Origin of the sequence: Collimonas rhizosphaerae (assembly GCF_038896935.1) — a bacterium.
GTDB lineage: Bacteria > Pseudomonadota > Gammaproteobacteria > Burkholderiales > Burkholderiaceae_D > Collimonas > Collimonas rhizosphaerae.
This window is the reverse complement of the sequence record NZ_JBANDC010000025.1, coordinates 28,959-49,513: the sequence shown is the minus strand read 5'-3', so window position 1 is coordinate 49,513 and position 20,555 is coordinate 28,959. Positions and strand designations below refer to the sequence as shown.

Sequence of the window (20,555 nt, the reverse complement as noted above, 5' to 3'; positions counted from 1 at the left end):
AGTATAGCACTTTATCGCTCGATCCGAGACGGGCATCCCGAGCGCCTGACTGGCTTGGAGCCAATGGCGCGGATTTCCAGCTCGCATCCCGGCTCTTGCCTGGCGCCATGCCGGGCTTTCCAGCCCGGCTTGCGCATCCGCCGTCACCGCATGCTCAAGGTCCCTCTCTTCCAGGCCGGGTCCTGCCAGCGGTAAAACAGGCTCAGGGAGCGCGGGCTGTCAGCCTGTTTCTCGACATCCATGGTATCCATCCGGATCACTTCAAAGCTGCGTTTGAAGCGGCCGTCCACGCGCGCTTCGCGTACCGCCAGCATCTTCGCGCTGCCCGGCACCCAGCCGGCGAATTCCAGGTAGCCGACATCGGGCGCGTTCGCGGCCGGCGGCAGGATGTCGATGGTCCAGCCCTTATCTCCTTGATGGAATACCCAGAGCTCGCGCCATGAGTCGAGCGGTTGCACCGCGAGCGCCAATGCGGTTTGCTGGGCGTTGACGCTGGCCGAGGCTTTCCAGACCAGGCCGTAGGTGCAGCGCTTGAAGAGCGGGTTCTTTTGATCGTGTTTGGCGTCTACCAGCGTGACGCAGGTTTCGCCGGTTTCACCTGGTGCGGTGAGGACCGCCAGGCCGCTGCCGGTCGCCGGTTCCGGTTCTGCCGCCCAGCGCGAGGCAGCGACGCGCACGGCGGCATCGGTATAGGCGGCTGCGTCCGGTTCAGCGATTTCTTCCTTGTTGACGCCGGCCAGTTCCTGCAAGGCGCGGTTGGCGGCTTCCTGGGCCGGCAGGCGCTGCCTGGCGCGTTCGAAGGCGATGCTGGCCCAGACGCCGGCGCGGCGCAGGCGCAGGAGGTTTTTTTCGTATTCGGGCAGGTTGGTCAATTGCACGCGGTCGAGGATGTCGCCGCGCCAGGCGTCGAGGCTGTTGCGGTCGGTGGGGGTGAGGTTGGGGTCTACGCACTCGGGCCGGGTCAGCGCCAGGGCGGCGCGGGCGCGCTGCCCATCGTCCGATTTCATGGCCAATACGCGGCGGAAGGCTTCACCGTTGTAGCAAAGCTGGATGCGCCCTTCGCGCTCGAAGCCCTGCATGCTGATGCCGTAGCTGGATGCCACTTCAAGATGGGCCGCCAATACGGTGTCGTCGGTTTTTCCGCGTTTGGCTGAGGCGCGGCGCGCCAGCCGTTCTGCCATGGTGCCGAGCGCATCGAATGGCTCGGGGCCGATGGCTTCGGCCGGCGCCGCTTTCAGGTAGGCCGCCGCGTAGCTGATGCCGAGCGCCTCGGCTCCCGGCGTGTCGCGCAGGAAGCGTACCACCGCCAGCAGGTCGGGGGCGTCTTTCGGTTCCAGCGACTGGGTGCGTACTTGCGAAGCGCGGATATAGCCGCCGCGTTCGCGGCGGTGATCGTACACCTGCAGGTAGTCCATCTTCTCGCCGCGCACTTCCAGGCTGTCGCCTTGCCAGAGCACGGCTTGCTGCTGGGCCGATTCACGGGGGGCGGCACGCAGGGCGGCACTATCCTGGGTGACGATGGCGACCAAGGCCAGGGCGGCGAGCATCATTGCTGTGTCTCCTGAGCTGCGGTAACGCTGGTTTGCGAGTTTTGCGAGGCAACCGCCTGGCCGCCGCCGAGCAAGGCAGAGCCGATGAAGCCGCCGTTGGCCGGGGGCGCGGCGATGATCACCGAGATCTTGTCGGACAGTTTGTCGGCCATGGTTTTCTGGATCAGCAAGGGGTTCTTCGAGATCAGCGCGCCGTCGCGTTCAAGCTGGGCGCTGGTGACCTTGCCGATGGTTTCCAGGCGGTAGGCTTCGACGTCGGCCAGCTTGTGGCGTGAATCGGCCTCGCCGGTAGCTTCAATGCGGCGCGCTTCTGCGCTGCCCTCGGCGGTCTTGATGCGCGATACCTTTTCTGCCTCGGCTTCATACTGGCGCTGCTCGATCTGCTTTTGCTTGAACGGCAACACGTGCTTCATGGCCTCTTCCTGGGCCTTGGCGGCGATGATTTGTTCGTTGCCGGCCGCTTCCGCCGATTTTTCGCGCTTGACCTTGTCGGCTTCGGCTTCCAGCTCGGTTTGCCGTACTTGCTTGCTCTTCAGCTCCAGCGTGTATTTCATTTTTTCGGTTTCCAGTTCTTCGGCCAGCAATTTTTCCATGCCTTGGCGGTACTCAGGCGGCAGGTCGACCTGGCCCATCTGTACGCCGCGCAGGATGATGCCGTCGGCCGCCAGTTTCGGTTTCAATTCGTTTTCTATTTCTTTCTGGATTTCGCCGCGCTTGGTGGAAAAGATGTCTCGCACCGAATAGCGGGTGAAGGATTTGTAAATCACGCCCTGCACCATCGGCTCGACGATCTCGCCGTTGATGTCGGCAGGCAGTTTTTCTGCGATAGCGGCCAGCCTGGCCGGGTCGATGGCGTAGCGTATGGTCAGGTCCACGCCCAGCGACAGGCCCTCGATCGATTGGAACGGCGCTTCGCCATTCGCTTTGCTGCTGCGGACCGGGCGGTAGACCTGATCGAGCAGCGAGTAGCGCCGCAGTTCATGCAGGCCGGGGATGACCACCACCAGGCCGTCTTTTACTTCGGTGGTACCGCCGGTGAGCTTGTTGGCGCGGATGCCGACTTCGCCGGGTTCCAAGGTCTTGAACGGCGGGTGGGTAATCAATTCGTAGCCGCTGCCGCCTATCAGCGCGAGCGCCAGCAACAGTATCCAGGCACGCCGCGCAGCGCGGGCCAGGCCGACCAGCGCAGCGCCGATTGCCGAAATGGTTGTGGTGAGCAGTGCAAGCAAGCCCTGCGCCAGTGATTCGAGCCGTTCAGACATGATATTTCCCCCGGTTGATGTAGTAATTCGATGGTTGGGAGCGGCACGCAATGCTTTTCCCTGGGAAGAATCTTGCGCTCCAGGCAGCGGAAGTAACAATGGCCAGGCCGGGGCAGTCGCGTTATCCGGGGGCGGTGAATGCTCCGCAACGTCGCAGTCAGGTAAGCCGTGTGAAGAAATACTCACAGCGCGGCGCAGACATTTCATGGGAAAGCGTGGATACTTTCATGACCCTGCGTCCTGCAAGCGGGCGCCCTCTCCCTGCAGATGCACAGGGGCAGCGGGCAAGCCGTGAAAAGGGGCGGGACGAGGGGCGTCATTGATAGCGGATGTAGCGGAGAAAAAATGTCAAAGCAGGCACAAAAAGTAGCGGTGATCGAAGACGACATCCCGACCAGCAACCAGCTCAAGGGCTGGATCGAATCGGCCAAGCCTGGCATCCACGTCGACCAGTGGTATACGCGCGACGACGCCGAAGCGGCGCTGGCGCGCGAGAACTATGACCTGGTAGTGCTTGACATCGAACTGGGGCGCGAGCGCCATGCCGGCGTCGCCATCATCAATGCCATCAACAAGGGCCAGGCAACGCCGGTGCTGGTGGTGTCGGCCATGCCGGCCACCATCTACCGCAGCATCATGAAGGCGCTGGATGCCTGGGATTACCTGCAAAAGGCAACCTTCGAAGAATCCGATTTCATCGATACCTTCCTGGAAATCCTGCGCGCCGCAAAGGACCGCAACAGCACGAGGGAGAGTGCGCCCGCGGCCAGCAGCAACGAACTGTCGATCGACCCGCTGCGCCAGAAGACCCCGATCTGGCGCGCGCAACGCATCAACCTGCCGCTGACGGCGCAGCGCCTGCTGGCCGCGCTGTACGAGCATCGCGGCCAGGTTGTGACCTATGAGCAGCTGTTCCAGGTGGTCAAGAGCGGGCGCAATCGCGACAATATCCGCAAGCACGTCAGCACCATCCGCGATGCATTCCGCGAGGTCGACGCAGAGTTTGCCTGCATTGAAAATATCCCGATGCGCGGCTTTCGCTGGGTTGACCAGGAAAAATGATGTGCGGCCACTTCAACCGCGGGGATGACTGCACATGAAGATCAGCTTTCCGAATATCGCCCAATACCGTTTGCGCATCCTGTTTCGCGGCGCCTTCCTGCTGCTGGCGGTGGCTACCGTTGCGCTGGCGCTGTACGTGCTGCAGCAGGAAAAGCAGCTGAGCTACAAGAATTACCAGGCCAGTTTCCGCAAGACCGGCGACCAGATCCTGGCGACCTTGCGCCATCCTGCCGGACAATTGGCGCTGTTGAATCCACGCACTGAAAATGGCGGCGCGGCTGTGCTGCACCCGGTATTGCTGCCGTTTCCCTCGCTTGATTTCGACGACCAGAACAAAGTGCGGCAAGCCATCACCATGTCTGGCTGCCTGGTGCAGTATGGCGACGACGGCGCGCTATGCGTGGCCGTCGGCAACAACCCGTGGGCCGGCGGTTTCATTTATGTTGCCGGCAGTTTCGTCAGCGGCGAACTGATGCCGCACCAGCGCGGCGAGCAGGATATCGGCGACGCGCATCGCGTGCGGGTGACAGTGACGCTGCGCGGGCAGACCTATCGCTGGATTGCGCCGTTTGAAAAGAACGGCGATCCGAATGCCGTGCAAACGCGTGGCGCGCATGGCCGCCTGACTGGTTTTCTCGATGACGATAGCGGCCGTGTGGGATCCAGGCCGGTCAAGGATTTCCGCGGCTGGATCTGGCAAAGCACCTTATGCAGCAAGCCCGGGGAGGGCGACGGCGATGCCGATTGTCCGCGCAGTTCATTTTTCTCGCTGCGCCTGCCGGTGGGTGTCTTGCAGGATGCCTTGTTCCAGGAAAAAAATCCGGTCTGGCCGCCGGCCGACCTGGATAACATCCAGGTGCGCATCGAGGTCCTGCCCCCGGGCGATGGCCCGCTGCTTTTCGACAGTAAAAGCGCCGCTGCGGCACGGGCATTTTCGGTGGGCGACCTGGCCTCGCTGCTGTTGCCGGGCGAGAGCTTGCGCATCAGGAAGCGCGGCGCGGCAGGCGGCGCTGACCTGGTCAGCCTGACCGGCGCCGAAGATCACCCGGACGATACCTCGCGCCTGCTAAGCCGCCTGGTGCGCCGTCTTCCCGTGGACGAAATCGGCGCGCCGAACGAAAGCAGGGAATCCGTAGTGACGTCGGCGGGGATCTATGACGTGACCCTGATCGGCGACGAACGCAGCGTCAATCGCAGCCTGGGCGTCGTGGCGGCGCGGGTATTGTGGTTTGTCGGGGCGATGCTGCTGGCCTTGTTCGTGGCCTGGCTGATCATCGAGATCGGCATCATTCGCCGCATCACGATGCTGACCCGGCGTGCCGCCAAGGTGTCGAAGATCGTCAAGGGTTCAGGCGGGCTGGACCAGTTCAACCTGACCGACCTGCGCGGCGCCGATGAGCTTGGCGTGCTGGCAAGCTGTCTGCATGACCTGCTGAGGCGCGTCAAGGAAGATGTCGAGCGGGAGGAAATCCGCGCCGAGCAGGAAAAGGAAATGTGGCATGCGGTGGGCCATGAAATCATGTCGCCGCTGCAGTCGCTGATGGCCTTGCACGGCACGGCCGACAGCCAGAGCAGCCGCTACATCAACCGCATGCAGCAGGCGGTGCGGGTGCTGTATGGCAGCGCCTCTCCCAGCGAAGCGTTTCAATCCACGGTGTTGCAGGTGACGGCGATCGACATCGGCGCTTTTCTCGGCAACGTGGCGGACAATGCGCCGCTGGTCGGGATCGCAGACGTCAGGTTTTTCGGCGGCCAGGAGGGCGTGATGGTCAGGGCCGATGATTACTCGCTGGAGGATGTGGTAACGCATGTCTTGCGCAATGCCGATCGCTGCCGCCAGCCGGGTTCCATGATTTCCATCGACCTCAAAACCACGGAAACCGCAGCCACCATCGCCATCCATAACTACGGGCCGAATATCGCTGAAGGACTGATCGACAAGATTTTCGAATACGGCGTATCGGATCAGCTTGAGGCTGGTGCGAACGGCAGCCGGGGACAAGGGCTTTTTGTGGCCAAGACGTATATGGCCAAGATGGGCGGAACCATTACGGCATTGAATGTGGCGGACGGCGTGGTGTTTTCACTGGGACTGCAACGCGTGTGATGTTCCCGTCGTTCTTCCGGCAAGAGGAAATTTTCCTCTTGCCGGAATCTCTCTATTTCAGCGCAAAATCGACCCGGTTCGGCTGGCCCTTGTCCTTGATGCCGTCGGCAGTCAGTTTCGGTGCGATCAGGAAGATCCGTTCCAGCGGGATCTGGCCCTTGGTCTCCAGGTATTTGCGGACGGCTTCGGCGCGCCGGGTCGCCAGCGCGCTCAAGGCGTCCTGAGTCACCGCGGTGTTGGCGACGATCAGTTTTTCCATCTCCGCGGTCGGCAGCGATTTCGACAGGCCGATCACGTTGCGCGGCTTGTCGAATTTTTCCGAGCCATATACCTTGCCCATGTATTTCTCTTTGTCGGCATCGGTCAAGGCCACGTCGTCCGATTGCGTATCGTCGCTGCCGTCAACCGAATCCTTGAGCTTCAGCGCTTTCAGCTTGCGGTTGAGGATTTGCTGGCGGACGCCGTCGGTATCGCTTTTCGGATCAACCCGGCCGATCAGGTCCAGCTTCAGCGCCGGGCGGTCTGTCAGGGCCTTGGCCAGGGTGTCCAGCTTGCTTTGGGTAGCGGCTGTGAGGGTAGCCGAGCCGGGCGCGAATTCAGCGTAGCCGAGATCGTCGCCGCCGGCGCCGCCGAAGGCCGAGCTGATCAGCGCGAACGGCGAAGTGACAGCCTTGACGATCAGGTTGATGAAGATGCGGACGATGATGCCGCCTATCGAGAATTCCGGATCGGACAAGGTGCCGGAAATCGGCAGGTTGATGTTGATCTGGCCGTTACGGTCTTTCAGCAAGGCGACGGCCAGCAGCACCGGCAGCTTGGTGGCGGTAGGGCTGTCGATCTTGTTGCCGAAAGTGAGCTGGTCGATGCGCACATTGTTCTGCGCCACCAGCTTGTCGTTTTCGATGTGGTAGCTGACATCCATCGACAGCTTGCCCTTTTCGATGGCGTAGCCGGCGTACTTGGCGGCATACGGGGTCAGGCGCGGCAATTCGACGCCGTTGGCGCTGGCCTTGATGTCGAGGAACATCGGCTTGAACAAAGGATTGAGCGAGCCGGAAATGGCGACCGGAGCGTCGTTGTCGATCTTGCCGTTGAGGTCTATCGGCGCCGGCGCCGGCTTGTCGGAAGCAATCGCGCCGACGGTACCGTTCATGCCGGTCATGTTGGCGGTGTAGTTCGGCTTGACGAAGTTGTCGGTGTAGTTGATGTTGCCGCCCTTGATGACCACTTGGCCGATCTTGATCACCGGTGCGTTCTCTTTAGGCGGCGCGGCAGCGATGGGGGCCACGGTGACCTTGCCTTCGGCAGTGGACTTGGTGACTTTTTGCGTCCCCTGGCCCATGCCTTCACCGGCCTCCGCGGAAGTCAGGGATGGCGCCGGCGCGCCGGCCGGGGCGTTTTTCGAGACAACGATATCCTGCAAATTCAGCTTGGCCGATTCGGACAAGATGATGCGCGCATAGAAATCAGTCAGCGCAATCTTCGCCAGCGTGACGTTTTGGCGCGGGCCGCCGATATTGGCGTTGATGCCGCTGACGTCGAGCAGTTTCCATTTCAGGAAATCGGCCGACGTTTCCTTGTCGAGCACGCGGAAATTAGCCAGGCGCAGGTTGCCGTTATAACTGGTGGCGAGTTCCTGGCGGCCGCTGGGCGGCGTCAGCGACAACTTGCCTTTGGTGCTGGCCTGGCCCGAAGTCAGGTTAACGTTCACGTAGTCGGTGAAATACGGCTGGAAAGCGGCCACCGGCAGGTTTTGCGCGTCGAGGTCGAGGGCGATGGATTTCATTTGCGCGGCGACGCTGCCGTCGGCCGACAACTTGCCGGTCTTGTTAAGCTGGGTGCGCAGGGAAACCTTGATCGGTTTATCGAGTTTGCTGGAGATGTTTTCGGCGCTCAGGTTGAGGCCGTCGGCGCGCAGCTTGACGGCCGGTTTTACCGCGTCGTCCTGGTAAGCCAGGCTGCTGTCGCTGATGGCAAACTTGCCCAGGGTAGCGACCCAGTCAGGCCCGCTCTGCTTGGCGGGCGCGGCAGGGGCAGCCTTGCTGGCGCCGCCGGTGTTGGCAATGAATTGCTGCAGGTTGAGTTTACCCTGGGCGTCGCGCCGCACATCGCCTTGTATGCCTGCCAGGTGCAATGCATCGGCGTTGAAAGTGTGAGCTTCGGTGTCGACGCTGGCGTTTTCCAGGCTGATTTTCTTGGCCCCTATGCTGCCGCCCGCGCTGGTTTTTGCTGCTACCTTGAGATCATCTACATCGATGCCCAGCTGGTGCAGGCGGATGCGGCTGCCATCGATCGCCAGCAAGGTGCTGAGCGACAGCTGGCCGGACAATACCGCCGCCAGGGAGCGGTTGACATAAGGCTGGTACGGCGCCAGCGACAAGGCGTTGATGCTGGCCTTGCCGGCGACGATGCCTTTGGCAGGAGTGATCTGGCCGATGAACTGGATGCGCTGGTCGTTTTCGGTGCCGCTGGAAAGGGTCACGGTCGCCGGTTTGGCGTCAGCGGCCAGCGACAGCCGGCTCGCATCCAGCGCGACGTTCTTGACCTGCAGGTTCAGCGCCGGCGAGGCGTTGGCGGCATCCAGCCAGTTGACGGTGCCGTCGTGGATGCTGAGTTTGGCCAGCGTCATCTGCGGTGCCGGGCCGGCTGGTTTTTTCGGCGCGTCCTTGGCGGCATCCTTGGTGATTTCCTGCTTCGCAGCCGGAGTGCTCAGCGCCGCCCAGTTCAGGCTGCCGTTGGCGTTCAGGTTGACCCAGACTTCCGGTTGCTGGATGTCGATCTGGTCAAGTGCGGCGGCGCCGGTCAGGACGTTGAGTTTATTGATCTGGGCATTGATCGCCTGTGCCTTGAGCAGCGGCGCTGCATTCTTGTCGGCGAGGGCGACGTCGGCCAGCTTGATGGCGCCCGACAGCAATACTTCGGGTTTGTCCTTGTTGCGCACGAAAGTCAGGTCGAGCTTGGTCGACAGCTTGGTGCTCTGGATCGCTAGCGGCAGCGCCACCGGAGAAAACGCCACGAAGCTGGCGACATCGAGCTGGTCGATATCGATCGCCAGCGAGGTTTCCAGGCTGCCTGCGAATGGCTTGCTGCGGCCGCTCAGGTCAAACGGCGTACCGTTGACTTTGGCTGACAGGTGCGGCTGCACAAAGGTGTCGACCTTGCTCGGGAAGTTCGAGACATAGGGCACGCCGATGTTGAGCGCCTGGATGTCGACCAGCTTGTTGGTTACCTTGTCGTCGAACTTGATGCTACCGTTTTCGAGCTGGATGTTGGACACCGAAAACAGGGTCGGCTTGTCGCTCTTCGGCATCGCCAGGATACGGTCGATGATGTCGGAGAAATTGTAGCGGCCGATGCCGTCGGCGCTGGTGCGCACGACATGCAGGCTGGGATCGACCAGCTTGGCTTCATTGAGCACCGGCGCCAGCCGGAACAGCGAGGCTGACGAGGCATTGACCAGCAGCGTTTTTGCCGAGAATGCGGTGGTAGTCTTGTCCTGCTCGTAGAGCGTGAAATCAGATACCGTCAGCGCCAGGTTGAAAGGGTTGAAGGCGACCTTGCCGACCGTTGCCTTGCGCCCGAGCTGGGCTTCGATCTGTTGTTCGACCAGGTGCTTGGCGACAGGCGGCACCGCCAGCCAGCTGATCAGCGCCAGCACCAGCAGCACGATGACTGTGATGCCGGTCCAGCGCATTGCGCGCGGCAGCCAGGAAGGACGAGGGATATTTGCCATTTTTATTCCTTATGGGCAAGCATGTCCACAATATACCGCCAGACAGTATTGCCCGCTGATTAATTCAATTCTTCGAGACTGCTTGCGGCAGCAAAGCCAGCAATTGATGTGGAGCATCGATCAGGGCGTCCGCATCCCAGGATTCCGGTGCGCTCTCGCCGCAATAACCCCAGGCCGCCGCAACGGTCACCATGCCGGCCGCGCGGCCGGCCTGGATATCGCGCAGGTCGTCGCCGACATACCAGCATTCCTGCGGCTGCAGCTTGAGGCGCCGGGCGGCTTCCAGCAGCGGTTCCGGATGGGGTTTTGCGTGGGCGGTAGTGTCGCCGGAAATGACGCAATCCGCATCGGCCAGGCCGATCTGGAAAACCAGGGGATCGGTAAACCTGGCGGCCTTGTTGGTGACTACGCCCCAGCCCAGGCGGCGCTGGCGCAGGTCGTTGAGCAAGGCAGGTATGCCGTCGAACAAGGTGCTGTCGACCGCCAGTGCTGCGGCGTAGTGGTCGAGGAAACCGACCCGCAGTTCTTCATAGTCGGGATCGCCCGGCTTCAGGCCGAAGGCGGCGCCTATCATGCCGCGCGCGCCGGCCGAGGTATGCGGCCGGAGTTGTTCGTATGGGGTGCTGCTCAAGCCGCGGTCGCGGCGCAATCGGTTCAGTGCGGCAGCCAGGTCCGGAGCAGTGTCGGCAAGCGTACCGTCAAGATCAAACAGGATGGCGCGCGGCATTGGCAAGGGCATGGGTGGTTCCTAAAGTACGAGAAAACGGCCGGCGCTGATCGAGTACAGCGCCGGCCCGAAGCAATTAGCCTGGCCGGGTGCAAGCCATCAGGTAGTTGACGCTGGTGTCCTGGTTGAGCGAATAGATCCGGGTCAGCGGGTTGTAGCTCATGCCGCGCATGACATCCACCGCCAGTCCGGTGTTGCGGACGAACTGCGCCAGTTCGGCCGGTGTGATGAACTTGGCGTAGTCGTGCGTGCCTTTGGGTAGCATGCGCAGCAGGTATTCGGCCGCTAGTACCGCTTGCAGGTAGGCTTTCAGGTTGCGGTTCAAGGTGGAGAAAAACACTTGCCCGCCAGGTTTCACCAGCGTGGCGCAGGCGCGCACGATGGATGCCGGATCGGGTACGTGCTCCAGCATTTCCATGCAGGTCACCACGTCAAATTGCCCGGCTTCGCGGCTGGCCATCTCTTCAGCGGCGATTTTCTCGTAACGCACCTGGATGCCCGATTCCAGGCTGTGCAGGTCGGCGACCTTCAGGGCTTTGTCGGACAGGTCGATGCCGGTGACGGTAGCGCCTTTGCGCGCCATGGATTCGGCCAGGATGCCGCCGCCGCAGCCGATATCCAGCACGTTCTTGCCGGCCAGCGCGGCGCGCGAGTTGATCCACTCCAGGCGCAAGGGATTGATTTCATGCAGAGGGCGGAATTCCGATTCCGGATCCCACCAACGGTGCGCCAGGTCGCTGAATTTCTTGAGTTCTGATGGGTCTGCGTTCATAGGTTGAATCATAGCTGGAAGTACAGCGTTGCGGTTTGTTGTCTGATTAAAAACCATCGCCGAAAGTTTCCGGACTGGCCCTTGGCGCTGGTTTTTTGTACGAAAAAAAACCCCGCCGAGGCGGGGTTCTTTGATCGAGGTTTAGTCGACGAGGTTGGGTCGATTACTTGCTTGTACCAACAACTTCGATTTCAACGCGACGGTTTTTAGCGCGGCCAGCAGCGGTCTTGTTATCAGCGACCGGTTGCGACTTGCCCTTGCCTTCGGTGTAAACACGGTTAGCTTCGATACCCTTGTGTACCAGGTATGCCTTGACAGCTTCAGCGCGGCGGACCGACAGTTTTTGGTTGTAAGCAACAGAACCGACCGAGTCAGTGTGACCAACAGCGATGATGACTTCCAGGTTGATTGCGCCCAGCTTCGATGTCAGGTCATCCAGTTTTGCTTTGCCTTCTGGCTTCAGGACAGCTTTGTCGAAGTCAAAGAATGCGTCAGCAGCAAAAGTAACCTTTTGCGAAACTGGTGCTGGAGCTGGGACGACTGGTGCTGGAGCTGGAGCAACTGGAGCTGGAGCAGCTTGAGCGATTTCGCCGTCGCAACCTGGAACCGAGTCAGCTGGTGTCCAGTAGCCGGTGTGCCAGCACAGACCGTACGGGTCACGTGCGATTACACCACGTGCATCTTGCACGTAAGCACTGTTAGGAGTGTTTGCCTGGATATCTTTGATTTCCTGCGCAGAGGCAGAGAGTGCGACGACTGCGGACGCAGCGAAGACGAGTTTTGCTAATTTATTCATGTTTCTCCTCTCGGTTGAGATATCCGCAGATTAACTGCGCAACTAATATACGACATCAAAAATTGGATAGTACCACGTGGTTCAGGCCGTTACATGTGGGATTGACCACACGCAATGAACTTGACCACCATTCTGCCACAGGCTGCAAGCGCTAGCGAAGGATGCCAAATGATCCAGCCCACGTTTTGCCTGCTTCGTTGTTTTCATACAACATAACACTATGAAAACATCACCACGGGCGTCATCTTACATCGGCGCAACAGAACTATCTATTTTATTTTAATTTGATTGCATTTTTATTACGACTCTGCGGTTAGGGCTTAGGCAATTGACAAGTTTTTTGCGGCTCAGTTTATTGCTGCATTGCAATATCGGATCCGATGCGCCGGCGCCGGCAATCTCTATTTTGCTGGTCACGCCTTTGCTCTTCAAATAGCTGGCGACGTTGGCGGCGCGTTGCATCGATAGCTTCCGGTTATATTTCTCTGAGCCGAGGCGGTCGGTATGGCCGGTAACCAATATCAGGTCGGCGCTGCCGCAGTTTGTCAGTTCGGTAATTACTTGCTGGTCGATGCGCTGCTTGGCGGCATTGGTCAGTATTGCCTTGCCGAAACCAAAAGTCTGGTCGCTCGCCAGCGTCACGCTGGCATTGCATCGCGCGGTCACGGCAGCAGGAGCGATTTCATTGCTGGCGATCATCGGATCGGCGACCAGGGCAGGCGCACTGGCCTTCATGACCGGCGCCACCAGGGCGCCGTCGCAACCGGTGATCGCGTCATTCTGGTCCCAGTAGCCGGAGCGCCAGCACAAACCATCCTGGCTGCGCACGACCGGACCGCGTCCGTCCTGCAGATAAGCGCTGTTTTCAGGAGCAGCCTGAGCCGGGGCGGTCTGGGCGAAGCCGGGATTGGCTGCGAAGCCGGAAGCCGAGCCTATTAATAGACTCAGCACGATGGTATGGCGCATAAATTGTTTCCTGAAAGAAATGTCGAGGCGGGACTATATTCAAAATCGCCTGATTGCCGGGCAAGGCGGCATTTAAACATATTTTTTCCGGCGGCCAGATTTTCTGCCGCGCCGCCCAGGATCTTGCGCGCTCCCTGAAAAGCCTGAACCGGCCGCCCCGCGTGCTAAAATCGTATGTCTTATGGCTATCATTCTGGGTAGCCTTGGTAATAGGGGACAGAGTACTGGAGAAATCCGCCGCGCTGCATTGGTCACGACTCTGGCCACAATTGCTGTTCTTTGCAACTTAACCGTTTTATCTGATTAGTTGAGGACAGAGCCGCCCGGGTAGGGTAATTCGCCACGCTGCGGTGGCTCTTAAACCCTACCCGGGCGGCTCTGTCCCGCAATTAGAAAAATTAAAGACTCGCCGACTCGCTAATGGATCAATTCGCTAAAGAAACAATCCCAATTTCCCTCGAAGAAGAAATGCGCAAGAGCTATCTCGATTACGCGATGAGCGTGATCGTCGGCCGTGCGCTGCCGGATGTGCGTGACGGCCTCAAGCCGGTGCACCGCCGGGTCTTGTTCGCGATGCACGAAATGAACAATGTCTGGAATCGCCCGTTCGTGAAGTGCGCGCGCGTGGTCGGTGAGACCATGGGTAAGTACCACCCGCACGGCGACGCTTCGATCTACGACACGCTGGTGCGCATGGCGCAACCGTTTTCGCTGCGCTACATGCTGGTCGACGGCCAGGGCAATTTCGGTTCGATCGACGGCGACGGCGCGGCAGCGATGCGTTACACCGAGTGCCGCCTGGACAAGATCGCCGGCGAGCTGCTGGCCGACCTCGACAAGGAAACCGTCGATTTCGTGCCTAACTATGACGGCAAGGAAAAAGAACCGTCGGTGCTGCCGACGCGCATCCCGAACCTGCTGATCAACGGTTCGTCCGGCATCGCGGTCGGCATGGCGACCAACATCCCGCCGCACAACCTGACTGAAGTGATCGACGGCGCCTTGCATGTATTGCGCAATGCCGATTGCACCATCGACGAGCTGATCGAGATCATCCCGGCGCCGGACTTCCCGACCGCCGGCATCATCTACGGCGTGTCCGGCGTGCGCGATGGCTACCGCACCGGCCGCGGCCGCGTGGTGATGCGCGCCAAGACCCACTTCGAAGAATTCGGACGTGAAGGCCGCACCGCGATCATCATCGACGAACTGCCGTACCAGGTAAACAAGAAGGCTTTGCTGGAACGCATCGCTGAACTGGTGCGCGACAAGAAGCTGGAAGGCATTTCCGACCTGCGCGACGAATCGGACAAATCCGGCATGCGCGTGGTGATCGAGCTCAAGCGCGGCGAAGTCGCTGAAGTCGTGCTGAACAACCTGTACAAGCAGACCCAGCTGCAGGATACCTTCGGCATGAACATGGTGGCGCTGGTCGACGGCCAGCCGAAACTGCTGAACCTGAAGCAGATGCTGGAATGCTTCCTGTCGCACCGCCGCGAAGTCGTTACGCGCCGCACCGTGTTCGAACTGCGCAAGGCGCGCGAACGCGGCCACGTGCTGGAAGGCCTGGCAGTGGCGCTGGCCAATATCGACGATTTCATCGCCCTGATCAAAGCCGCGCCGACGCCGCCGGTTGCAAAAACCGAGCTGATGGCGCGCGCCTGGGATTCGTCCATGGTGCGCGAAATGCTGGCCCGCACCGGCGACGAGAACATCGGCGGCATCGAATCCTTCCGTCCGGAAAACCTGCCTAAGCACTACGGCATCCAGACTGACGGCTTATACAAGCTGTCGGACGACCAGGCGCAGGAAATCCTGCAGATGCGCCTGCAGCGCCTGACCGGCCTGGAACAAGACAAGATCGTCAACGAGTACAAAGACGTGATGGCGCAGATCGCCGACCTGCTGGACATCCTGGCCAAGCCGGAACGCGTCACCGTCATCATCACCGACGAAATGACCGCGGCCAAGAATGAATACGGCATCGGCAACAAGGATGAGCGCCGTTCGCAGATTGAACACAATCCTACCGATCTCGGCACCGAAGACCTGATCACGCCGCAAGACATGGTGGTGACCTTGTCGCATACCGGCTACATGAAGGCGCAGCCGGTGTCCGAATACCGTGCGCAAAAACGCGGCGGCCGCGGCAAGCAGGCCATGGCCACCAAGGACGACGACTGGATCGACCAGCTGTTCGTCGGCAATACCCACGATTACATTTTGTGCTTCAGCAACCGCGGCCGTTTGTACTGGCTGAAGATCTGGGAAGTGCCGCAAGGTTCGCGCAACTCGCGCGGCAAGCCTATCGTCAACATGTTCCCGCTGCAGGATGGCGAGAAGATCACCGTGGTGTTGCCGCTGTCCGGCGCCAACCGCAGTTTTCCGGAAGACCGTTATGTCTTCATGTCGACCAGCCTGGGCACAGTCAAGAAAACTCCGTTGTCGGATTTCAGCAATCCACGCAAGGCCGGGATCATCGCGGTCGACCTCGATGAGGGCGATTTCCTGATCGGCGCCGCGCTGACCGACGGCCAGCATGACGTCATGCTGTTCTCCGATTCCGGCAAGGCAGTGCGTTTCGACGAAAACGACGTGCGTCCGATGGGCCGTACCGCGCGCGGCGTGCGCGGCATGAACCTGGAAGACGGCCAGCAGGTGATCGCCTTGCTGGTCGCTGAAAACGAACAGCAATCGGTGTTGACGGCCACTGAAAACGGCTTCGGCAAACGTACCCCGATCACCGAGTACACCCGCCATGGCCGCGGCACCAAGGGCATGATCGCGATCCAGACCAGCGAGCGCAACGGCAAGGTAGTCGCCGCCACGCTGGTTGAGCCTAGCGATGAAATCATCCTGATCACCACCGGCGGCATCCTGATCCGTACCCGGGTTGCCGAGATCCGTGAAATGGGTCGTGCGACCCAGGGCGTGACCTTGATCGCGGTGGAAGACGGCAACAAGCTGAGCGGTTTGCAGCGGGTGGTCGAGTCTGACGCCGAGGTGGAAACCGAAGCAGACGCCGATGCCGGCGGCAACACCGAAGAAGGTGGCGGCCCGACCGATCGCGGCCCGACCGATCCGGCTGCGGAGTAAAGACAGCACCGCGCCCCGGCCCGCAGGCGGGGCGCGCATGGTTTGGATTTGAATATTTGTAGCAGTAGCAGCACAGTAACGCCATCTGTTGGTTCGTAGTCAATCTCGGTTTTTTATCTGACGCTATTCATCATGCCTATCTATAATTTTTCTGCTGGCCCCGCTGTGTTACCGAAAGAGGTGCTGCAGCAAGCTGCCGCCGAAATGCTGGACTGGCAGGGCAGCGGCATGTCCGTGATGGAAATGAGCCATCGCGGCAAAGAATTCATGTCTATCCTGGCGGCGGCGCAGCACGATTTCCGTGAGCTGCTTGCCGTGCCGGACAATTACAAGCTGCTGTTCATGCAGGGCGGAGCGATTGCCGAGAACGCGATCGTGCCGCTCAACCTGCTGGGCCGCGACGGCCGTGCCCAGCCGGCCACCAGCGATTACATCAATACCGGTTCCTGGTCGACCAAGTCGCTGAAGGAAGCGCGGCGCTATGGCAACGTCAACGTCGCCGCCTCTTCCGAAGATAGCCATTTCGCGCAGATACCTGAGCGCGACAGCTGGCGGCTGTCCAAAGATCCGGCCTACGTCCATATCTGCACCAATGAAACCATTGACGGCGTTGAATATCAATTCACGCCCGATATCGCTGCTGAAACCAATAACGCGCCGTTGGTTGCCGACATGTCGTCGCACATCTTGTCGCGTGTGGTGGATGTTTCCAAATACGGCGTGATCTACGGCGGCGCGCAAAAGAATATCGGGCCGGCCGGGCTGACCCTGGTAGTGGTGCGCGAAGATTTGCTTGGCCATGCCTTGCCGGCTTGTCCTTCCGCGTTCAACTGGAAAATCGTGGCCGACAACGATTCCATGTACAACACGCCGCCGACCTATGCGATTTATATCGCTGGGCTGGTGTTCCAATGGCTCAAGAAGCAGGGCGGCGTGGCTGCGATGGAACAGCGCAATATCGCCAAGGCAGCGCTGTTGTATGACTACCTGGACTCGACCGGTTTCTATCGGACCAAGATCGCCAGCAACTGCCGCTCGCGCATGAACGTACCCTTTTTTCTTGCGGATGAAACGCTGAACGACGCTTTCCTGGCCGGCGCCAAAGAGATCGGCTTGCTGCAGTTGAAGGGGCATAAGTCGGTTGGCGGCATGCGTGCGTCGATCTACAACGCGATGCCGCTGGCTGGCGTGCAAGCGCTGGTGGCCTACATGAAAGAATTCGAAAAGCAGCACGGTTAGCCCGTTGCCGACCACAGCTTGTTTTGATGACCTGCTTAGCCAAGCAACAGAACCAAAGATAGAAATATGAGCGAAGACAAACTCCTCCCGCTGCGTCAGCAGATCGATGCGATCGATGCCGAAATCCTGGCCTTGCTGAATCGCCGTGCCCAGATTGCGCAAGAAGTCGGCCACGTCAAGGCCGAGAACAATGCGCCGGTGTTCCGCCCGGAGCGCGAGGCGCAAGTCTTGCAAAAAGTCGCCGAGCGCAATCCAGGCCCGCTGCAAGGCAGCGATGTGCAAACCATTTTCCGCGAAGTGATGTCGGCGTGCCGCGCCTTGGAAAAACGCGTCACGGTTGCCTACCTGGGGCCGGCCGGCACGTTTAGCGAGCAGGCGGTGTACCAGCAGTTCGGCCACGCAGTGGAAGGCCTGGCCTGCGTGTCGATCGACGAAGTGTTCCGTGCGGCCGAAGCCGGCACAGCGGATTTCGGCGTGGTGCCTATCGAGAATTCATCCGAGGGCGTGATCAACCGCACCCTTGATTTGCTGTTGCAGACCACGCTCAGCATCAGTGGCGAAGTGTCGATCCCGGTCCATCACAGCTTGATGAGCAAAGCCGGCACGATGGATGGCGTGGCCCGCATTTGCGCGCATTCGCAGGCGCTGGCGCAATGCAATGCCTGGCTCAACCAGCACTATCCGAATATCGAACGGCAGGCGGTTGCGTCCAATGCCGAGGCGGCGCGCATGGCCAGTGAAAACGCCACGGTGGCGGGAATTGCCGGCGAAATCGCTGCGCAAAAATACGATCTGCAAATCGTCAGTGCCCACATCCAGGATGATCCGCACAACCGCACCCGCTTCGCTGTGGTCGGCCGCCTGAAAAACGGCGCCAGCGGCAAAGACCAGACGTCGCTGGTGCTGTCTGTGGCGAACAAGGCCGGCGCCGTTTACAAGTTGCTGGCGCCGCTCGCCAAGCACGGCGTTTCAATGACGCGCTTCGAGTCGCGGCCGGCGCGCATGGGCGCATGGGAATATTATTTCTATGTCGACGTCGAGGGACATGCGGGAGACGACAAGGTAGCCAAGGCGCTGGCGGAGTTGCAGCAAAACGCCGCGTTCTACAAGCTGCTGGGATCGTATCCGCGCAGTTTCTGAGCAAGTAGCCGATAAGCAATCAACAACACATTTCGAAAGCAGACAATGTCAATTAAATTTGGTCCAGAATATGTACGCGCTATCGCCCCGTACCAGGGCGGCAAGCCGATTGCCGAAGTCGCGCGCGAGTTTGGCCTGGACGAAGCCAAGATCATCAAGCTGGCCTCCAATGAAAATCCGCTGGGCATGCCGGAATCCGCCAAGGTTGCAATGCAAAAGGCAGTCGCCGATATCGGCCGTTACCCGGACGCCAACGGTTTCGACCTGAAAGCCGCGATCACCGCCAAATACGATGTGCCGGCTGAGTGGATTACGCTGGGCAACGGCAGCAACGATATCCTTGAACTGGCTACCCACGCTTTCGTGCAGGCGGGCCAAGCCGCGATGTATGCGGAATATTCTTTTGTGGTGTACGCCCTGGCGACCCAGGCCGTGGGCGCGCGCGCCATCGTGGTCAAAGCCAAGGACTACGGCCATGACCTCGACGCCATGGCTGCCGCCATTACCGATGATACCAAGCTGATCTTCATCGCCAATCCGAACAACCCGACCGGCAGTTTCATCCCGGCCGCCGAACTCGAGGCTTTCCTGGCGCGCGTGCCGCCGCAAATCGTGGTGGTGCTGGATGAAGCCTACAACGAGTACCTGCCGCCGGAGCTGCAATACGAGTCGATCTCCTGGGTGCGCAAGTATCCGAACCTGCTGGTCTCGCGCACGATGTCGAAAGCCTATGGACTGGCCGGCTTGCGCATCGGCTTCGGCATCGCCCAGCCGGCGATAACCGACCTGCTGAACCGGATCCGCCAGCCGTTCAACGTCAACTCGCTGGCGCAAGCCGCCGCGGTGGCGGCCTTGAACGACACCGCTTTCCTGCAGCGCAGCGCGCAGCTGAACCGCGACGGCTATCGCCAGCTGACGCAGACCTTCGACGCACTGGGTTTGGAATACGTGCCGTCGTTCGGCAACTTCGTCATGGTCAAGGTAGGTGAAGACGAGGGCGCCGGCGCCCGTGTCAACCTGGCGCTGCTGAAGCAGGGCATCATCGTGCGTCCGGTCGCCAACTATGGCTTGCCGCAGTGGCTGCGCGTCACGATCGGCTTGCCGGATGAAAACGCGGCGTTCATCGATGCGCTGAAAAAACTGCTGAGCTGACATCGACGTTAACTTTAGCTTCGACTAATTTTTATTAAAGCATCATTCGTGTTCAAGAAAATCGCAATATTTGGTGTGGGGCTGATCGGCGGTTCATTTGCCCTGGCTTTGAAAAAAGCCGGCGCGGCGGAACAGGTGGTCGGGGCAGGCCGTCAGCTCGCGACCTTGCAGCGCGCGCGCGAATTGGGAATCATCGATGTCATTGCCACGTCTGCCGCCGACGCCGTTGCCGGCGCCGACCTGATCCTGATCGCGGCGCCGGTAGCGCAGACTGGCGCTATCCTCGCCAGCATCGAGCCGCATCTGCAGCCAGGCACTGTCGTTACCGACGCCGGCAGCACCAAGTCCGATGTGGTGCTGGCTGCGCGGACGGCGCTGGGCGCCAAGATTGCCCAGTTTGTGCCAGGGCATCCGATTGCCGGGCGCGAGCAGAATGGTCCTGAAGCAGCACTGGCCGAGCTGTATGCCGGCAAAAAAGTGGTGCTGGCGCCGCTGCCGGAAAATGCCGAACAGGATGTGGCCAAGGTCGCCGCCGCGTGGCAACAGTGCGGCGCCTTGATTCACCGCTTGTCGCCGCAACAGCACGACGCCATTTTTGCCGCGGTCAGCCATCTGCCGCATATGCTGGCGTATGCGCTGGTGGACGATATCGCCAACAAGCCGCATGCGGCATCGCTGTTTCAATACGCGGCCAGCGGTTTTCGCGACTTCACCCGGATCGCCGGCTCGTCGCCGGAAATGTGGCGCGATATTTCACTGGCAAACCAGGAAGCCTTGCTCGGCGAACTGGATGCTTACCTGCTGCAATTGACCCGCTTGCGCGGCTTGCTGGCGGCCGGCGACGGCCAGGCGCTGGAAGCCGTCTACAGCAATGCGCAACAGGCAAGGCACAACTGGATCAGCGCCATAGAGGCGGCGGAACAACAGAATAAAGAAGGCGGCGACTAATGACT

At 60.5% G+C, this 20,555-nt stretch carries 14 protein-coding genes; 7 read left to right on the top strand and 7 right to left on the bottom strand.

The window, feature by feature from the left end:
- Nucleotides 1–143 precede the first annotated feature (143 nt).
- A complete protein-coding gene (locus tag V8G57_RS24185; protein WP_342831542.1) occupies nt 144–1,550 on the bottom strand; it encodes an SH3 domain-containing protein in 1,407 nt (468 codons plus the stop codon).
- Nucleotides 1,547–2,812 carry an SPFH domain-containing protein gene (locus V8G57_RS24180; RefSeq protein WP_254785190.1) on the bottom strand — a complete coding sequence of 422 codons (1,266 nt, stop codon included), beginning with the start codon at nt 2,810–2,812 and terminating at the stop codon, nt 1,547–1,549. Before V8G57_RS24180 ends, V8G57_RS24185 begins: the two co-directional genes overlap by 4 nt.
- Nucleotides 2,813–3,157: 345 nt before the next feature.
- On the opposite strand from V8G57_RS24180, the gene V8G57_RS24175 reads away from it, so the two are divergent.
- Both V8G57_RS24175 and V8G57_RS24170 read left to right on the top strand, forming a co-directional pair.
- The gene (locus tag V8G57_RS24175) at nt 3,158–3,874 is read left to right on the top strand and encodes a response regulator transcription factor (protein WP_342831541.1); all 717 of its coding nucleotides are present in this window, start codon (nt 3,158–3,160) and stop codon (nt 3,872–3,874) included.
- Nucleotides 3,875–3,908: 34 nt separating this feature from the next.
- Complete coding sequence (locus tag V8G57_RS24170; protein WP_342831539.1) at nt 3,909–5,981, top strand: sensor histidine kinase; 2,073 nt, start codon at nt 3,909–3,911, stop codon at nt 5,979–5,981.
- Between the two features lie 52 nt (nt 5,982–6,033).
- Here the strand turns inward: V8G57_RS24170 and V8G57_RS24165 are convergent, their stop codons facing one another.
- From V8G57_RS24165 to V8G57_RS24145, 5 genes are all read right to left on the bottom strand, one after another.
- Nucleotides 6,034–9,714 (bottom strand): DUF748 domain-containing protein, encoded by a 3,681-nt coding sequence (locus tag V8G57_RS24165; RefSeq protein WP_342831538.1) that lies wholly within the window; start codon nt 9,712–9,714, stop codon nt 6,034–6,036.
- 64 nt (nt 9,715–9,778) lie between these two features.
- On the bottom strand, nt 9,779–10,453 hold the full coding sequence (locus tag V8G57_RS24160; protein ID WP_342831537.1) for an HAD family hydrolase: 675 nt from the start codon (nt 10,451–10,453) through the stop codon (nt 9,779–9,781).
- 64 nt (nt 10,454–10,517) lie between these two features.
- Nucleotides 10,518–11,213 (bottom strand): bifunctional 2-polyprenyl-6-hydroxyphenol methylase/3-demethylubiquinol 3-O-methyltransferase UbiG, encoded by a 696-nt coding sequence (ubiG, locus tag V8G57_RS24155; RefSeq protein ID WP_342831536.1) that lies wholly within the window; start codon nt 11,211–11,213, stop codon nt 10,518–10,520.
- A gap of 163 nt (nt 11,214–11,376) precedes the next feature.
- The gene (gene ompA / locus V8G57_RS24150; RefSeq protein WP_092400396.1) at nt 11,377–12,009 is read right to left on the bottom strand and encodes an outer membrane protein OmpA; all 633 of its coding nucleotides are present in this window, start codon (nt 12,007–12,009) and stop codon (nt 11,377–11,379) included.
- A 279-nt stretch (nt 12,010–12,288) separates the two neighbouring features.
- Nucleotides 12,289–12,975, bottom strand: coding sequence for an OmpA family protein (locus V8G57_RS24145; protein WP_342831535.1), 687 nt, complete (start codon nt 12,973–12,975; stop codon nt 12,289–12,291).
- Nucleotides 12,976–13,395: 420 nt separating this feature from the next.
- On the opposite strand from V8G57_RS24145, the gene gyrA reads away from it, so the two are divergent.
- The 5 genes from gyrA (at nt 13,396) to V8G57_RS24120 (ending at nt 20,550) form a co-directional block, all read left to right on the top strand.
- The gene (gene gyrA, locus V8G57_RS24140) at nt 13,396–16,071 is read left to right on the top strand and encodes a DNA gyrase subunit A (RefSeq protein ID WP_342831533.1); all 2,676 of its coding nucleotides are present in this window, start codon (nt 13,396–13,398) and stop codon (nt 16,069–16,071) included.
- Between the two features lie 132 nt (nt 16,072–16,203).
- On the top strand, nt 16,204–17,310 hold the full coding sequence (gene serC, locus V8G57_RS24135) for a 3-phosphoserine/phosphohydroxythreonine transaminase (protein ID WP_342831532.1): 1,107 nt from the start codon (nt 16,204–16,206) through the stop codon (nt 17,308–17,310).
- Between the two features lie 66 nt (nt 17,311–17,376).
- A complete protein-coding gene (pheA, locus tag V8G57_RS24130) occupies nt 17,377–18,450 on the top strand; it encodes a prephenate dehydratase (RefSeq protein ID WP_342831531.1) in 1,074 nt (357 codons plus the stop codon).
- 45 nt (nt 18,451–18,495) lie between these two features.
- Nucleotides 18,496–19,602 carry a histidinol-phosphate transaminase gene (gene hisC / locus V8G57_RS24125; RefSeq protein WP_342831530.1) on the top strand — a complete coding sequence of 369 codons (1,107 nt, stop codon included), beginning with the start codon at nt 18,496–18,498 and terminating at the stop codon, nt 19,600–19,602.
- 48 nt (nt 19,603–19,650) lie between these two features.
- A complete protein-coding gene (locus tag V8G57_RS24120) occupies nt 19,651–20,550 on the top strand; it encodes a prephenate dehydrogenase (protein WP_342831529.1) in 900 nt (299 codons plus the stop codon).
- The last annotated feature ends 5 nt before the right edge of the window (nt 20,551–20,555 follow it).

Excerpts from the sequence above, each read along its gene's own strand:
- V8G57_RS24185 (WP_342831542.1), bottom strand. The coding sequence starts at position 1,550 with ATGATGCTCGCCGCCCTGGCCTTGGTCGCCATCGTCACCCAGGATAGT.
- V8G57_RS24180 (WP_254785190.1), bottom strand. The coding sequence starts at position 2,812 with ATGTCTGAACGGCTCGAATCACTGGCGCAGGGCTTGCTTGCACTGCTC.
- V8G57_RS24175 (WP_342831541.1), top strand. The coding sequence starts at position 3,158 with ATGTCAAAGCAGGCACAAAAAGTAGCGGTGATCGAAGACGACATCCCG.
- V8G57_RS24170 (WP_342831539.1), top strand. The coding sequence starts at position 3,909 with ATGAAGATCAGCTTTCCGAATATCGCCCAATACCGTTTGCGCATCCTG.
- V8G57_RS24165 (WP_342831538.1), bottom strand. The coding sequence starts at position 9,714 with ATGGCAAATATCCCTCGTCCTTCCTGGCTGCCGCGCGCAATGCGCTGG.
- V8G57_RS24160 (WP_342831537.1), bottom strand. The coding sequence starts at position 10,453 with ATGCCCTTGCCAATGCCGCGCGCCATCCTGTTTGATCTTGACGGTACG.
- ubiG (WP_342831536.1), bottom strand. The coding sequence starts at position 11,213 with ATGAACGCAGACCCATCAGAACTCAAGAAATTCAGCGACCTGGCGCAC.
- ompA (WP_092400396.1), bottom strand. The coding sequence starts at position 12,009 with ATGAATAAATTAGCAAAACTCGTCTTCGCTGCGTCCGCAGTCGTCGCA.
- V8G57_RS24145 (WP_342831535.1), bottom strand. The coding sequence starts at position 12,975 with ATGCGCCATACCATCGTGCTGAGTCTATTAATAGGCTCGGCTTCCGGC.
- gyrA (WP_342831533.1), top strand. The coding sequence starts at position 13,396 with ATGGATCAATTCGCTAAAGAAACAATCCCAATTTCCCTCGAAGAAGAA.
- serC (WP_342831532.1), top strand. The coding sequence starts at position 16,204 with ATGCCTATCTATAATTTTTCTGCTGGCCCCGCTGTGTTACCGAAAGAG.
- pheA (WP_342831531.1), top strand. The coding sequence starts at position 17,377 with ATGAGCGAAGACAAACTCCTCCCGCTGCGTCAGCAGATCGATGCGATC.
- hisC (WP_342831530.1), top strand. The coding sequence starts at position 18,496 with ATGTCAATTAAATTTGGTCCAGAATATGTACGCGCTATCGCCCCGTAC.